This window comes from Mesorhizobium oxytropidicola (assembly GCF_056174625.1).
This window is the reverse complement of sequence record NZ_CM149692.1, coordinates 2,915,191-2,927,796: the sequence shown is the minus strand read 5'-3', so window position 1 is coordinate 2,927,796 and position 12,606 is coordinate 2,915,191. Positions and strand designations below refer to the sequence as shown.

Annotated in this window: 16 protein-coding genes and 1 pseudogene; 4 read left to right on the top strand and 13 right to left on the bottom strand. The window is 63.6% G+C overall.

Annotated features, from left to right (window positions below; translation table 11 throughout):
• Positions 1-58 precede the first annotated feature (58 nt).
• From AC0V8S_RS14540 to AC0V8S_RS14480, 13 genes are all read right to left on the bottom strand, one after another.
• Positions 59-1,174: an alkene reductase gene (locus AC0V8S_RS14540; RefSeq protein WP_183461820.1), complete on the bottom strand. Its 1,116-nt coding sequence runs from the start codon at positions 1,172-1,174 to the stop codon at positions 59-61.
• A gap of 45 nt (positions 1,175-1,219) precedes the next feature.
• Positions 1,220-1,510, bottom strand: a complete 291-nt coding sequence (locus AC0V8S_RS14535) for an ArsR/SmtB family transcription factor (protein WP_475438105.1) — start codon at positions 1,508-1,510, stop codon at positions 1,220-1,222.
• Positions 1,511-1,714: 204 nt separating this feature from the next.
• Complete coding sequence (locus AC0V8S_RS14530) at positions 1,715-2,089, bottom strand: VapC50 family PIN domain-containing toxin (RefSeq protein WP_475438104.1); 375 nt, start codon at positions 2,087-2,089, stop codon at positions 1,715-1,717.
• 222 nt (positions 2,090-2,311) lie between these two features.
• On the bottom strand, positions 2,312-3,010 hold the full coding sequence (locus AC0V8S_RS14525; protein ID WP_475438103.1) for an RES family NAD+ phosphorylase: 699 nt from the start codon (positions 3,008-3,010) through the stop codon (positions 2,312-2,314).
• A complete protein-coding gene (locus AC0V8S_RS14520; protein WP_183461826.1) occupies positions 3,004-3,414 on the bottom strand; it encodes an MbcA/ParS/Xre antitoxin family protein in 411 nt (136 codons plus the stop codon). The genes AC0V8S_RS14525 and AC0V8S_RS14520 overlap by 7 nt, the downstream gene beginning before the upstream one ends.
• A 66-nt stretch (positions 3,415-3,480) precedes the next feature.
• Positions 3,481-3,918, bottom strand: a complete 438-nt coding sequence (locus tag AC0V8S_RS14515) for a hypothetical protein (protein WP_183461828.1) — start codon at positions 3,916-3,918, stop codon at positions 3,481-3,483.
• 79 nt (positions 3,919-3,997) lie between these two features.
• On the bottom strand, positions 3,998-5,431 hold the full coding sequence (locus AC0V8S_RS14510; protein ID WP_183461830.1) for an aldehyde dehydrogenase family protein: 1,434 nt from the start codon (positions 5,429-5,431) through the stop codon (positions 3,998-4,000).
• A 179-nt stretch (positions 5,432-5,610) separates the two neighbouring features.
• Positions 5,611-5,994, bottom strand: a complete 384-nt coding sequence (locus AC0V8S_RS14505) for an ACT domain-containing protein (protein WP_183461832.1) — start codon at positions 5,992-5,994, stop codon at positions 5,611-5,613.
• 27 nt (positions 5,995-6,021) lie between these two features.
• Complete coding sequence (locus AC0V8S_RS14500) at positions 6,022-6,489, bottom strand: GNAT family N-acetyltransferase (RefSeq protein ID WP_475438624.1); 468 nt, start codon at positions 6,487-6,489, stop codon at positions 6,022-6,024.
• 215 nt (positions 6,490-6,704) lie between these two features.
• The gene (locus AC0V8S_RS14495) at positions 6,705-7,445 is read right to left on the bottom strand and encodes an SDR family oxidoreductase (protein ID WP_475438102.1); all 741 of its coding nucleotides are present in this window, start codon (positions 7,443-7,445) and stop codon (positions 6,705-6,707) included.
• A gap of 23 nt (positions 7,446-7,468) precedes the next feature.
• Complete coding sequence (locus AC0V8S_RS14490) at positions 7,469-8,458, bottom strand: aldo/keto reductase (protein WP_475438101.1); 990 nt, start codon at positions 8,456-8,458, stop codon at positions 7,469-7,471.
• Between the two features lie 52 nt (positions 8,459-8,510).
• Positions 8,511-9,929 carry an MFS transporter gene (locus AC0V8S_RS14485; RefSeq protein WP_475438100.1) on the bottom strand — a complete coding sequence of 473 codons (1,419 nt, stop codon included), beginning with the start codon at positions 9,927-9,929 and terminating at the stop codon, positions 8,511-8,513.
• A gap of 17 nt (positions 9,930-9,946) precedes the next feature.
• Positions 9,947-10,342, bottom strand: coding sequence for a (R)-mandelonitrile lyase (locus AC0V8S_RS14480; protein WP_183461838.1), 396 nt, complete (start codon positions 10,340-10,342; stop codon positions 9,947-9,949).
• Between the two features lie 168 nt (positions 10,343-10,510).
• Here AC0V8S_RS14480 and AC0V8S_RS14475 point away from each other — a divergent pair.
• The 4 genes and pseudogenes from AC0V8S_RS14475 (at position 10,511) to AC0V8S_RS14460 (ending at position 12,482) form a co-directional block, all read left to right on the top strand.
• Positions 10,511-11,403, top strand: a pseudogene (locus AC0V8S_RS14475) (LysR family transcriptional regulator).
• 68 nt (positions 11,404-11,471) lie between these two features.
• Positions 11,472-11,849 carry an ester cyclase gene (locus tag AC0V8S_RS14470; protein ID WP_475438099.1) on the top strand — a complete coding sequence of 126 codons (378 nt, stop codon included), beginning with the start codon at positions 11,472-11,474 and terminating at the stop codon, positions 11,847-11,849.
• Between the two features lie 70 nt (positions 11,850-11,919).
• Entirely contained in the window at positions 11,920-12,201 is a 282-nt protein-coding gene (locus AC0V8S_RS14465) for a type II toxin-antitoxin system ParD family antitoxin (protein WP_183461841.1), read from the top strand.
• Positions 12,198-12,482 carry a type II toxin-antitoxin system RelE/ParE family toxin gene (locus tag AC0V8S_RS14460; RefSeq protein WP_183461843.1) on the top strand — a complete coding sequence of 95 codons (285 nt, stop codon included), beginning with the start codon at positions 12,198-12,200 and terminating at the stop codon, positions 12,480-12,482. Before AC0V8S_RS14465 ends, AC0V8S_RS14460 begins: the two co-directional genes overlap by 4 nt.
• The last annotated feature ends 124 nt before the right edge of the window (positions 12,483-12,606 follow it).

The following is a 12,606-nucleotide window of genomic DNA, read 5'->3' as shown; positions in this document are numbered from 1 at the left end:
GCCGGCTCCCCCGTCGGGAGCCGGCTGCCTTGTGGGTAGGCTACTTGGGGAGAGCGGCTTAGGCCGCCGTCGGATAATCCGTATAGCCCTTGGCGTCGCCGCCATAGAACGTCGTCTTGTCCGGATCGTTCAGTCCGGCGTTCCGCTTCAGCCTGCTGACGAGGTCGGGATTGGCGATAAACAACTTGCCGAACGCGACAAGGTCGGCATAGCCGTCCCCGACAGCCTTTTCGGCCAGTTCCTTGTCATAGCCATTGTTCACCAGCCAGGCGCCGTTTCCTCCGGCCTTGTGATAGGCGGCCTTCAGTTCTTCGTAGTCGAACGGCCTGTCGCCCTGGCTGAAGTCGCGGGCGCCGCCGGTCGCGCCTTCGACGATATGGACGTACGCCAGGCCGCGGCTGCCCAGGCCCGCCACCGCATGGTTGAACAGCGGCTGCGGATCGGCATCCGAAGTGTCGTTGGCGGGTGTCACCGGCGACAGCCTGATCCCGGTCCTGCCGGCGCCAACGGCGCCCGTGACCGCGTCGACCACCTCGAACAGGAATCGCGTCCGGTTCTCGATGGAGCCGCCATAATTATCGGTGCGATGGTTGGTGCCCGAGCGCAGGAACTGGTCGATGAGATAGCCATTGGCGCCATGGATCTCGACGCCGTCGAAACCCGCTACCTCGATCGCCGCCTTGGCGGCGCGGCGGAAATCCTCGACGATGCCGGGAAGTTCGGCGGCATCGAGCGCACGCGGTTCGGAGGTCTCGGCGAACTCGCCGCTGCCATCCGGCTTGACCAGGAAAGTCTTGGAGTTTGCCCTGATCGCCGACGGCGCCACCGGCTTGCCGCCGCCGGGCTGCAACGTCGTGTGCGAGATGCGTCCGACATGCCAGAGCTGCACCACGATCTTGCCGCCGGCCTTGTGAACGGCGTCGGTGACACGCTTCCAGCCGGCAAGCTGATCCGCGCCATAGAGGCCGGGCACGTTGGCGTAGCCCTGGCCCTGATGGCTGATGGCGGTGGCTTCGGTCACGATAAGCCCGGCCGTGGCGCGCTGGCCGTAGTAGGTCACCGAGAGGTCGCCGGGCACCGCATTGGGCGAGCGGTTGCGCGTCAGCGGCGCCATGACGATGCGGTTCGCCAGCGCGAGATCGCCGGCCCGCAGGGGATCAAAGAGGGTAGCCATGAGAAATGCCTTTCATACATTCGGGGGTAGGATGGGGGAGGATCGTCAGAGATCGGACAAGGCGGCCTGGAAGGCGGCGATGGTTTCTTCGTTGCGCTTGTAGAACACCCACTGGCCGACCCGCCGCGTGGTCACGAGGTCGGCCGAAGCCAGTGTCGCCAGATGCGCCGAGACGCTGGACTGCGCCAGGCCGCGATTGTCGAACTGGCTGGCGCAGACGCCCATTTCGAGCGGATGCGCCTGCGCGGCGAAGTGCTGTTCAGGCTCCTTCAGCCACGCCAGCACATCGCGCCGAAACGGATGCGCCAGCGCCTTCAATATGATGTCGTTGTCCATCTACATCCTGCATCGATCTCAACCGATATATAGATCGGGTGGAGCCGATATGGCAGGAAATCTATGCCATTTTTGGGGTGATCTTAGAAAGCCGCTATCCTGTATGGCGCAGAATCTGAATATGCGCCCGCAGCGAACGAGAATGGAAAAGGCTGCGTCTGTTCGAGCGCTGCCAGACCGCAAGGCACGTTGGCAGCAAGCGGGCTAAATAACTCCCGCATAGGTGCGGAGACGGCTCACAGTCTTTGGCAGACCCTGCATCTCCAGCGTATCCAGATACTCGGAAACCGTTTTCGGTGGATTCTTGAGACGGAGACGGCATCGCTGTACCGACACCAGAACAGCGGCATCATTGATCCCGAACTGATTGAAGATGAACTCGTCGGGATGGATCAGATCCAACAGGTACTTGTCGAGAACCGGCTTAGGGAAGTCCTTCAGATTGAAAGTGACAATGGCATCGGCTGCCGAAACGATAGCTGCTGCCAGGACATGCCGGTCATTTTCATCGGGGAGTGTCAAACTTGGTATCAGTTCCTGATAGCCTTCGACCAGGCAATCCGGCACGGAGCGGTTCATCAGGTCGCGCGTCCTCGCTATCTGCTCCGGCTTAAGGTCTGGCCGGTCTTTAGCGAGGTTCCGCGTCCATTCGTCATGAATATCCTCGGTCCATTTGGCTCGATACAGACTGCCCCCGCGGCGAGTTCCAGCAGAAGGTCTCGCAACGGAGCAAGATATAGAACGCAAGCGTCGTCGCCGCTGGCGAGGTCGCAGCTGAGATCGGCGACGAAGCACTCGCAGTCACACGACCGCCAGCACCTTGCCGGTATCGTGCTGACGCACGAAATCCACGCGCTTGCCATCCCAGTGGTAGCTGTAGTGCCGGCCCTGCACCGGGACGGGGATGACGTCGGGCCAGAAGATGCCGATGCATTGGCCCTCAGGCATGCGCACGCTGTTCCACACCAGCCCGTCGCTGCCGGCGGCACGAAGTGCCCGCCCTTCCGCCTGCGAGGCGGTGTAATCATCGGGTTCGAGTACGCCGGGCACGGCGTTGACGTCGTCGAGGTCGCGGTCGACACTGCCGATCAGCACGCGAAAATCCGCCGTCCAGCCCGGATCTTCATTGGTGGCGCGCATGAAATTCTGGTGATGGTGGATGGTTTCGGCCAGCGCCACATCCTCGCTGTCGCCGGCATAATAGAGGCCGTAGCTGCCATCGGAGAAACGGCCCGGCCGCAGCGTCGAACAATGCACGAAAGGCGCCATGACGAAGCTGGCGCCGGGGCCGGACACCCGCCTTGCGGCCGTAACCTTGCCGAGGTCGCCGATCTCCAGCCGGATGCGCGGATTGGTCTTCTCCTCCACCGAGGCCAGCGCCTCCCAGTCGCGCGGATCGGCAATGTCCTCGAACAGGTCGATCGGCGGATGGATGGAGCGGATGATGCGAAACGTCTGCTGCCAGTGGACGCGGCGCCGGACCGCGAGCCCACTCACCATGCGCCACGCTCCGCATCGAGCCATTCGCGCATCGCCGCAAGGTCGGAGATTTCACCACGCAGCATCAGGTCGAGCGCCGACTGGCCGCCGAAAATGGCATTGGGCTTGCGGATCCAGGCATAGCCGCGCGCCGGCTCGGTGAAAAGATAGCGCAGGCCTTTGTGGATACCCATCAGATGCGCCATGCGTGTGCGCAGGTCGCGGTCGATCCGGCCGATGCCGCCCTCCTTCCAACGCGCCCAGGTGCGCGCCGACATGCCGCCGAGCAGGATGCAGGCCTCCAGATCGGTGAGGTTCCACGCCTTGAACAGATTGACCGTGGTACGCGCCAGTGCGCCCGCCTCTTCTTCCGAAATGGCTGACCCAACCGTGGCCGGCGTGGTGACGATGGACTGAAGCTGCATGCTGCTCACCTCTGCTATTGGCAGAGATATAGCATGTATTTGCCAATTGGCAAGAAGCGCTGAAAATCAGGCTTCTGGAATGGCAGCGTCGCGAGGCAGGATTCCGCACCGCTCCTTTGCATAATCCCAAGCGGAAAAAGGCGGATCGACCCGTCGCCCGGGCGGCGTCTTGATGAACGGATCCAGGCCAAACAGACTGTATGTCTCAAACCGCTGTTCGGCAGTTGCTCCCGGTTTGAAAGCATTTTCCAGTTCGCCGTCGACTATGGCACGGCAGTGCGCCACCGCCTCATCATAGGTTGCGAATTGTCCGTCCAAATACCGATGGCTCTCGTCACGATAATGGAAATTATCGTCGACAAAGACTTGGTAGAGACTCTCGTCGGGCTCTGACTTTTCCAGCTTCCGGCTCATCCGCGGTTCGTGTGGAAAACCAAGAATTTCCGCGACACCATCATAAATGCTCGGCAGTTGGCCGCAAGCAAAGTTCGATAAAGCCGCCACGTCAATTCCTAGATGGCGGCCTCGGATGCCAAACAGATGAAGTGGGCCGGCACTACCGCCGGCCCGAACCGCGTCGCGCCTACTCCGCCGCCTCGTACCCCGCGATGCCCTTGATCTCGAGGAAATCCTCGAGGCCATACTCGGCGTATTCGCGGCCGTTGCCCGACTGCTTGTAGCCGCCGAAGGGCAGGCCGGCGTCCCAGGTCGGGTAGTTGATGTAGACATTGCCCGAGCGCATGCGTGCCGCCACGTCGCGCGCCTTCTGGATGTCCTTGGCCTGGATGTAGGAGGCCAGGCCGTAGACAGTGTCGTTGGCCTGCTCGACCGCCTGTTCGACCGTGTCGTAGGGCAGGATCGCCAGCACCGGCCCGAAGATTTCCTCGCGCGCGATGCGCATGTCGTGCGTGACGTCGGCGAACACGGTCGGCCTGATGTAATAGCCGCGGTTGAGTTCGGCCGGGCGGCCGGGGCCGCCGGCGACCAGCGTCGCACCTTCGTCGATGCCGGCCTGGATTAGGTCCTGGATCTTGTCGAACTGGACCTGGCTGACGACAGGGCCAAGCTTGGTGTTGGCGCCGTCGGCCGGCCCGACCACGAACTTCTCCGCTGCCGCCTTCGCATAGCCCGCCGCTTCGTCGTGACGGTCGCGCGGTACGAACATGCGGGTTGGCGCGTTGCAGGACTGGCCGCTATTGCTGAAGCAGCCGGCGACGCCCTTGGTGACGGCGGTGGCCAGGTCGACATCCGGGAACAGGATGTTGGCCGACTTGCCGCCCAGCTCCTGGTGCACGCGCTTGACCGTGTCGGCGGCGGCCTTGGCCACCAATATGCCGGCCCGGGTCGAACCGGTGAACGACATCATGTCGACGTCGGGATGGCTGGACAGTGCCTGGCCGACGCCGGGGCCGTCACCGTTGACGAGGTTGAACACGCCCTTCGGCACGCCGGCCTCGTCGATGATCTCGGCGAAGATGATGGCGTCGAGCGGCGCGATCTCGGACGGCTTCAGCACCATGGTGCAGCCGGCGGCGAGCGCGGGACCCACCTTGCAGGTGATCTGGTTCAACGGCCAGTTCCACGGCGTGATCAGGCCAACGACGCCGATCGGCTCCTTGGCGATCAGCGCGCTGCCCTTGACGTGGCGGAACTGGAAAGTCTTGAGCACTTCCGCCATCTTGGCCAGATGCGCCAGACCAATGCCGACCTGGCTGTCGAGCGCCATCTGGCGCGGCGCGCCCATCTCGCGCGACACGGCAAGCGCCAGGTCCTTGCTGCGCTTCTTGTAGACGGCGATGATGCGGCTCAGGATATCGAGGCGCTCTTCCACCGAAGTGAAGCCGAATGTTTGGAAAGCGCGCTTGGCGGCGGCCACCGCCTTGTCGACATCGGCCTTGGAGCCGAGCGAGATCTGCGCGAAGGCATCCTCGTTCGACGGATCGATGACATCGAGCGTGTTGGGCACAACAGGATCGACCCACGCACCATCGATATAGAACTGCAAATTGTGTGACATGGTTTTCTCCTTGGGGGTGCCGCGTGGCCGTTCCGGCGGCCGTGATATCCAGCTAGTGATAACGATGCACAAACGCCGCTGTCAAACGCAACCCCCGAAGTGGTTGAGCCAGCGCGCCAGTGATTGAGCCAGAGGCGTTGGGCCAGAGAACCCAGCCGTTTTCGATGGCGTGGGATGAATTACAGCACCGTGTGTCCCGCCTCGACCAGATGCTGTCTCGCCGCATCCTGATCCGCCGCCTTCACCAGCAAATGATCGCCATCGAAGGTGGACACCAGGAAGATGCCCAGCCCGTTTTCTGACAGCGGCTGGATGACCGACAGCACGATGCCGGTTTCGTCGAAAGCAAAAGGCCCCTGCAATTTGAAGGCGACCCAGTCACCATCGTGCTTGACCGTGCCTGGAACACGATCCTGCAGGCACGTGATCGAAAGCTCGTCGTCGGTCCTGGTGATGCTGACGAAGCCCGGCCCGTCCGCCCAGCCGGGAATGCTGTCGCCCGCTCCGAGCCGCGAAATCGCGTACGGCCCGGGAAGTTGCTTCAATTTGACCCTGGCCGCCATCGTCGTATCCATGCCTCCGATTGCCCGCTATCGCGTCAATCCCTTGCTCATATAGACCGTCATGCCACCCATGAATGGCTCCTCCCGGTCGATCGTATAGCCATGGCTTTTGTACAACAACACATTGGCGGCGAAGGCGCCATTGGTCAGCAGGCGCAACTCCGGGCGGCCGGCCTCTAGCGCCTTCTGCTCGGCCCGCTCCAGCAGCAGCCGGCCGATACCCCTGCCCTGCGCCTGCGGCGCGACGCAGACATTCTCGATCCAGAGGTGATCGTCGGCCAGCATGGTTTCGATCATCCCGACAATGCGGCCGTCCGCGACTGCGAGCTCGAAGGGATGCTCGGCAACGGCCTTGTCGTAGTCGGCGCGCATCGGCAGCGGCTCGCGGCCGATCACCGGCACCCATTTGCCATAGGCGGCGCGAACGATGTCCCTGATGGCCGGGGCATCAGCGGGTTCGGCCGGCCGAAACCGGATGGAATTGTTTGTCATCACAAGACTCCAGGCATGAAAAACCCCGCCGGCGTTGTCGCGGGCGAGGCTGGAAACGAACGAACCGGATCTATCCTGCCGGCCTTCGTCGTCACGCAATCAGCTTGCCGCTCCGCACTGGGCGGCGGCGTCGCTTGGTGTGGGTGGGCGCGAGGGCGAACATGACGCCAAGCTGGAGCAGCAGGAGCGCTGCTGTCAAGCCAGCGGTCGAGCTGGCCTTAATACTCCTGCGCCGTCGGCCGAAACAGGATCTCATTGATGTCGACCTCGTCGGGCTGGCTCATGGCGAACACCACCGTCCTGGCGAAGGAATCGGCGGGGATGGCCACGCGGTCATAGAGCGCGCGCACGCCCTCGGCGACATCGGGTTCAGTCACGCTGTCGGGCAGCTCCGTCGCCACGGCGCCCGGCGAGATGATGGTGGTGCGGATGTTGTAGGGTTTCACTTCCTGCCGCAGCCCTTCGGAGATGATGCGCACAGCGTGCTTGGTCGCGGCATAGACGGCGCCCCCCGGCCCTACCTTGTGGCCGGCGACCGACGACACATTGATGATGTGGCCGCTCTTCTGCGTCTTCATATGCGGGAGTGCGGCGGCGATGCCGTAGAGCACACCCTTGATGTTGACGTCGATCATCCGGTCCCAGTCTTCGACCTTGCCGCGCTCCAGCGGCGAATGCGGCATCAGCCCGGCATTGTTGATGATGACGTCGACGCGGCCATGCGTCTTGACCGCGTGGTCGACGAGCCGCCGGACCTGGCCGATATCGGTGACGTCGGTTGAAAGGATCGCGTCCTTGCCAAGCGACAACTCGGCGGCCAGCGCCTCGAGCCGGTCGAGGCGGCGCGCGCCCAGCACCAGCTTCGCACCCTCTTTCGCCAAAAGCCGTGCGGCGGCTTCGCCAAGCCCGCTGCTGGCGCCGGTGATGACGACGACCTTGTCCTTGATGTTGTCGGTCATGGGATTTTCCTTCCGGTTGCGCCTCAGCGATCGATCCGTGCCGCCTGTTGCGGGGAATAGCGCTCTCCCTGCACGGCAATCGCCGAGACCACGTTTTCGATGTCGGCAAGATCGTCCGCCGTCAGCGCGACAGCGGTCGACCCGATGTTCTCCTCGAGGCGATTGAGCTTCGTCGTGCCGGGGATCGGAACGATCCAGGGCTTTTGCGCCAGCAGCCAGGCGAGCGCGACCTGTGCCGGGATCACCTTCTTCTGCGCCGCGATTGCGACGATCGCATCGACCAGCGCCTGGTTGGCCTTGCGGGCCTCTTCTGCGAAACGCGGGACCGTGTTGCGGAAGTCGCTGCTGTCGAACGTCGTGCTGGCGTCGATGGCGCCGGTCAGGAAACCCTTGCCCAGCGGACTGAAGGGCACGAAGCCGATGCCCAACTCTTCGAGCACCGGCAGGATCGCCTCCTCGGGTTCACGCCACCACAGCGAGTATTCGCTTTGCAGGGCCGCGACCGGCTGCACCGCATGGGCGCGGCGGATCGTGCGCACGCCGGCTTCGGAGAGGCCGAAATGCTTGACCTTGCCTTGGCTGATCAACTCCTTCACCGTGCCCGCCACCTCTTCGATCGGGACGACCGGATCGACACGATGCTGGTAGAGAAGGTCGATGCGATCGGTCCTCAGCCGCTTGAGCGAGGCCTCGACGACGTCGCGAATATGCTGCGGCCGGCTGTCCATGCCCTCATGTCCGGCTGTGCCGGTGATGTCGATGCCGAATTTGGTGGCGATCACCACCTGGTCGCGGATCGGCTGCAACGCCTCGCCGACGACCTCCTCGTTCTTGAACGGTCCATAGACCTCCGCCGTGTCGAAGAAGGTGATACCGCGCTCGAAGGCGGAGCGGATCAAGCGGACAGCATCCGCCGTCTCCATCGGAGCCCCGTAGGACTGGCTCATCCCCATGCAGCCAAGGCCGATGGCCGAGACTTCGAGGCCGCTTGTTCCAAGTGTGCGCTTTTGCATTGTCTTGATCCTTTTCGATTCTTGTTGAGGGTCGCCGGCCCGCGTCCAGCCTTCAGGCGTTCGCCCCGGTCGCCACCGCTTGCACCGCCTTGCGGGGCCGCACGATCAGGGCGCAGACGAACAGCAGCGCCAGCGCCAGCATGGCCGAGCCGGCGGTGAGCGCGGTGCCGAAGCGATAGGCAAGCAGCTCCCTGCCATCGAGTGCACCGGCGCCAACCGCCGCCACCGCAACCAGGACGGCGAGGCCGAGCGAATTGCCGAGCTGATGGGCGACGTTGACGACGCCGGAGGCGGCACCGGCATCCCCAGGCGCGACACCGGCAATGCCTGATGTGGTCAGCGGGCTGAGCGTCAGGCCTTGCCCGGCGCCGATCAGCACCATCGGCAGCGCCACCCCGGTCAAATAGGCCGTGTCGAACGAGGCGCGGCTCAGCCACGCCATGCCAAGCAGGCAGAGCGCAAGGCCGCCGGCCAGCAGCCGGCCATTGCCGAACCGGCGCGTCAACTGCGGCACAACCATCGCGACGGCGAAATTGACCATGGTCATCGGCAGGAAGGCCATGCCGGTCAGCGCCGCCCTGTAGTCGAGCACGCCTTGCAGATACTGTGTGGTGAAGAAGAAAAAGCCGATCATGGCGCCCAGGAACAGGATGCGGGCGGCATAGGCGCCGGCACGCTCGCGGCTGACGAACAGCCTGAGCGGCATGATCGGCTGCTTCGCCTTCCATTCGTTGACGACGAAGACGCCAAGCAGCAGCGCGGCACCTGCCAGCGACGCGATCGTACCGGCATTTGTCCAGCCGGTGTCGGCCGAGCGGATGAAGCCATAGACAAGTGCCGTCATGCCGACGGTCGAGGTCAGGGCGCCAATGACGTCGAGTTCGCCGGCGCGCCGCTCGGTTTCCACGATGTACTTGCGCGCGGCGATGATCATGGCAATGCCGATGGGCAGATTGATGAAGAAGCCGACGCGCCAGGAGATCCAGTCGGCAAGCACGCCGCCCAGCACCAGGCCGACGCTGGCCGCTACACCGGCCACCGCGCTGTAGTAGGACACGGCGCGGGTGCGCTCGGGACCTTCCGCGAAGGTGGTCTGCAGAAGCGCCAGCGTCGAAGGCGCCAGGATGGCGGCACCTAGGCCCTGGATCGCCCGCGCGCTGATCATCCAGGCCGCCGATTGCGCCGCACCGATCGCCAGCGAAGCAAGCGTGAACAGGCCAAGACCGACGATGAGCATCAGCCGGCGCCCCAGAATGTCACCCGCCCGCGCCCCGAGCAGCAGGAAGCCGCCGAAGGTCAGCGTATAGGCGCTCTGCACCCAGGCCAGCCCGGCATCGGTGAAGCCGAGGCCTTGGTGGATCCTGGGCAGGCCGGTGAGCACGATCGAGGTGTCGAGCACGATCATCACATAGCTGACGAGGATGATCGCCAGGATGGCTGTCTTGTGCGGTGCGGTGGCGGGCGTGGACATTTTTCTGGCTCCGGCGATCAGGCCTTGTACTGCGCGTCGCTGACATGCTCCATCCAGTCGACGGCCTTGCCGTCGAGCGCTTCCTGGATGGCGATGTGGGTCATGGCGGTGGTGGGGGCCGCGCCATGCCAGTGCTTTTCGCCGGGCTCGAAGCGAACCACGTCGCCCGGCCGTATTTCTTCTATCGGCCCGCCCTCGCGCTGCACGCGGCCGCAGCCGGCGGTGACGATCAAGAGCTGGCCGAGCGGATGGGTATGCCACGCGGTGCGCGCGCCGGGCTCGAAGGTAACGGCATTGCCGGCGGCGCGGGCCGGCGCAATGGCCGCGAACAGCGGATCGATGCGCACCGTGCCGGTGAACCAGTCGCCGGGGCCCTTGCCAGAGGCTTGCGAGCCGCTTCGCTTGATATCCATGGTCTTTTTCCTTCTTCACGCCGGGCAGGACGCTGCCACTGGCTTGAGGGGCCGCCGACTTCGGGCAGCCGCCCATGATGGTGTCTATGTGATGGCGTCTATTTAGCCCCTGCGATTGGTCTGGATTAGGTGCTATATCCGGCATGTACTTATGAGGAATTCTCATCAATGCCGCGAGACAATCTCAACGAGCTGACCGCCTTCCTGGCGGTTGCGCGCGAAAAAGTTTTACCCGGGCGGCGGCACAGCTCGGCGTCTCGCAATCGGCGCTCAGCCACACGGTGCGCGCGCTGGAGGAGCGGCTGGGCGTGCGGCTGCTCACCCGCACCACGCGCAGCGTGTCGCCCACCGAGGCCGGCGAGCGCCTGGTGCGCTCCGTCGGGCCAAGGCTCGACGAGATCGAGGCCGAGCTCACCGCGCTCAGCGCCTTGCGTGAAAAGCCCGCCGGCACCATCCGCATCACCGCCGGCGAGCATGCCGCCGACGCGGTGCTGTGGCCGGCGATCGCCCGGCTTTTGCCGGACTATCCCGACATCAAGGTCGAGATCATCGTCGACTACGGCCTGACCGATATCGTCGCCGAGCGCTACGATGCCGGCGTGCGGCTCGGCGAACAGGTGGCGCACGACATGATCGCGGTGCGCATCGGCCCCGACATGCGCATGGCGGTGGTCGGCGCGCCGGCCTATTTCGCCCGGCGGCCAAAGCCGCGCGTGCCGCAGGACCTGACCACCCACAATTGCATCAATCTGCGCCTGCCGACCTATGGCGGGCTCTATGCCTGGGAATTCGAAAGAGCCGGCCGCGAGCTGAAAGTGCGCGTCGAGGGCCAGCTGATCTTCAACACGGCAGGGCTGCGCATGAATGCCGTGCTCGCAGGCCTCGGCCTCGCCTATCTGCCCGAGGACCAGGTGCGCGCACCGCTGGCCGACGGCCGGCTGGTGCGGGTGCTGGCCGACTGGTGCGCGCCCTTCCCCGGCTACCACCTCTATTACCCCAGCCGTCGCCAAGCGACGCCTGCCTTCTCGCTGCTGGTCGATGCGTTGCGCTATCGGGGCTAGAACGTCTGGACTGTATTCGCGGTCGTTCTATCTTCGCGATCAAGCCTGATCTATGCGGAGCCATCGCCGTGACCGAGACCGACCTCTATCGAGGCTACATCGACTGTCTCAACAATCAGGATTGGGCGCGACTGCATCGCTTCGTTCATGACGAGGTACACTACAATGGCGACCGCGTCGGGCTATCGGGCTACCGCTCCATGCTGGAACGGGATTTTCGCGAAATTCCGGACCTCTATTTCGACGTCCAGCTGCTGATCGCCGATCCACCCTTCATCGCCAGCCGCCTGCAGTTCAACTGTACGCCAAAGGGGACCTTCTTCGATCTCCCCATCAACGGCAAAAAGGTCTCTTTCAGCGAGAATGTCTTCTATGAATTTCTGGATGACAGGATCAGGAATGTCTGGTCGGTCATCGACAAGGCGGCGATCGAAGCCCAGCTTTGATGTAGGTGAATGCCTCCTTCTTGCAGGCGGTGGTAAACTTGCCTACTTTGCGCAGTAGGAGAACACACAGATGGCCAATGTCGAGAAAGTGAGCGTTGCCCTCACCCCTGAAATGGCAACCATGATGCGCGAGGTTGTCGCGGCGGGCGAATACGCCTCGGCGAGCGAAGTCATGCGCGAGGCGCTGCGCGAATGGAAATTTCGTCGGATGCAGCGTGACCGGGCCGTCGACGAGTTGGGCCGGCTTTGGGATGAAGGAATGGCAAGCGGCAACGCCGTCGACAGTGGCGAGGCTTTCGCCCGGATCAAAAGCAAGCTCGATGCAAGGATCGCCGAGCGCACGTCGCGATGACGCTTCGCCTACGACCGGAAGCCGAAGCGGATATCGAAGCCATCGCGCTCTATATCGCCGAGGACAGTCCCTCGGCGGCGTTGCGTTGGTATGATGAGATCCATGCCCATTGCCAGCGCATCTCCGATATGCCGGGAATGGGTGTTGCCCGACCAGAAGTGCGGCCGGGCTTACGCACCTTCCCTGTAAGAAATTACCTAATCCTCTATCGCCAGATCGACGATGGCGCGGAAATTGTACGCGTGGTTCATGGCGCGCGACGGTGGCAAGAATTGCTGTAGCCGGAGGGTTCGTACGACCTTTAGCCCCAATCGTTCGTAAAAATCGATCATTCCAACCACAACAATTCGTTGGAAAGATCGTTTCAGGAATGGCATTCTCCCGGGGTGCTCGCTTGGAGAATTG

Bases quoted from the DNA above. Each gene is read 5' to 3' on its own strand.
- AC0V8S_RS14540 (WP_183461820.1), bottom strand. From the start codon at position 1,174: ATGGCTACCCTCTTTGATCCCCTGCGGGCCGGCGATCTCGCGCTGGCG.
- AC0V8S_RS14535 (WP_475438105.1), bottom strand. From the start codon at position 1,510: ATGGACAACGACATCATATTGAAGGCGCTGGCGCATCCGTTTCGGCGC.
- AC0V8S_RS14530 (WP_475438104.1), bottom strand. From the start codon at position 2,089: ATGAACCGCTCCGTGCCGGATTGCCTGGTCGAAGGCTATCAGGAACTG.
- AC0V8S_RS14525 (WP_475438103.1), bottom strand. From the start codon at position 3,010: ATGGTGAGTGGGCTCGCGGTCCGGCGCCGCGTCCACTGGCAGCAGACG.
- AC0V8S_RS14520 (WP_183461826.1), bottom strand. From the start codon at position 3,414: ATGCAGCTTCAGTCCATCGTCACCACGCCGGCCACGGTTGGGTCAGCC.
- AC0V8S_RS14510 (WP_183461830.1), bottom strand. From the start codon at position 5,431: ATGTCACACAATTTGCAGTTCTATATCGATGGTGCGTGGGTCGATCCT.
- AC0V8S_RS14505 (WP_183461832.1), bottom strand. From the start codon at position 5,994: ATGGCGGCCAGGGTCAAATTGAAGCAACTTCCCGGGCCGTACGCGATT.
- AC0V8S_RS14495 (WP_475438102.1), bottom strand. From the start codon at position 7,445: ATGACCGACAACATCAAGGACAAGGTCGTCGTCATCACCGGCGCCAGC.
- AC0V8S_RS14490 (WP_475438101.1), bottom strand. From the start codon at position 8,458: ATGCAAAAGCGCACACTTGGAACAAGCGGCCTCGAAGTCTCGGCCATC.
- AC0V8S_RS14485 (WP_475438100.1), bottom strand. From the start codon at position 9,929: ATGTCCACGCCCGCCACCGCACCGCACAAGACAGCCATCCTGGCGATC.
- AC0V8S_RS14480 (WP_183461838.1), bottom strand. From the start codon at position 10,342: ATGGATATCAAGCGAAGCGGCTCGCAAGCCTCTGGCAAGGGCCCCGGC.
- AC0V8S_RS14465 (WP_183461841.1), top strand. From the start codon at position 11,920: ATGGCCAATGTCGAGAAAGTGAGCGTTGCCCTCACCCCTGAAATGGCA.
- AC0V8S_RS14460 (WP_183461843.1), top strand. From the start codon at position 12,198: ATGACGCTTCGCCTACGACCGGAAGCCGAAGCGGATATCGAAGCCATC.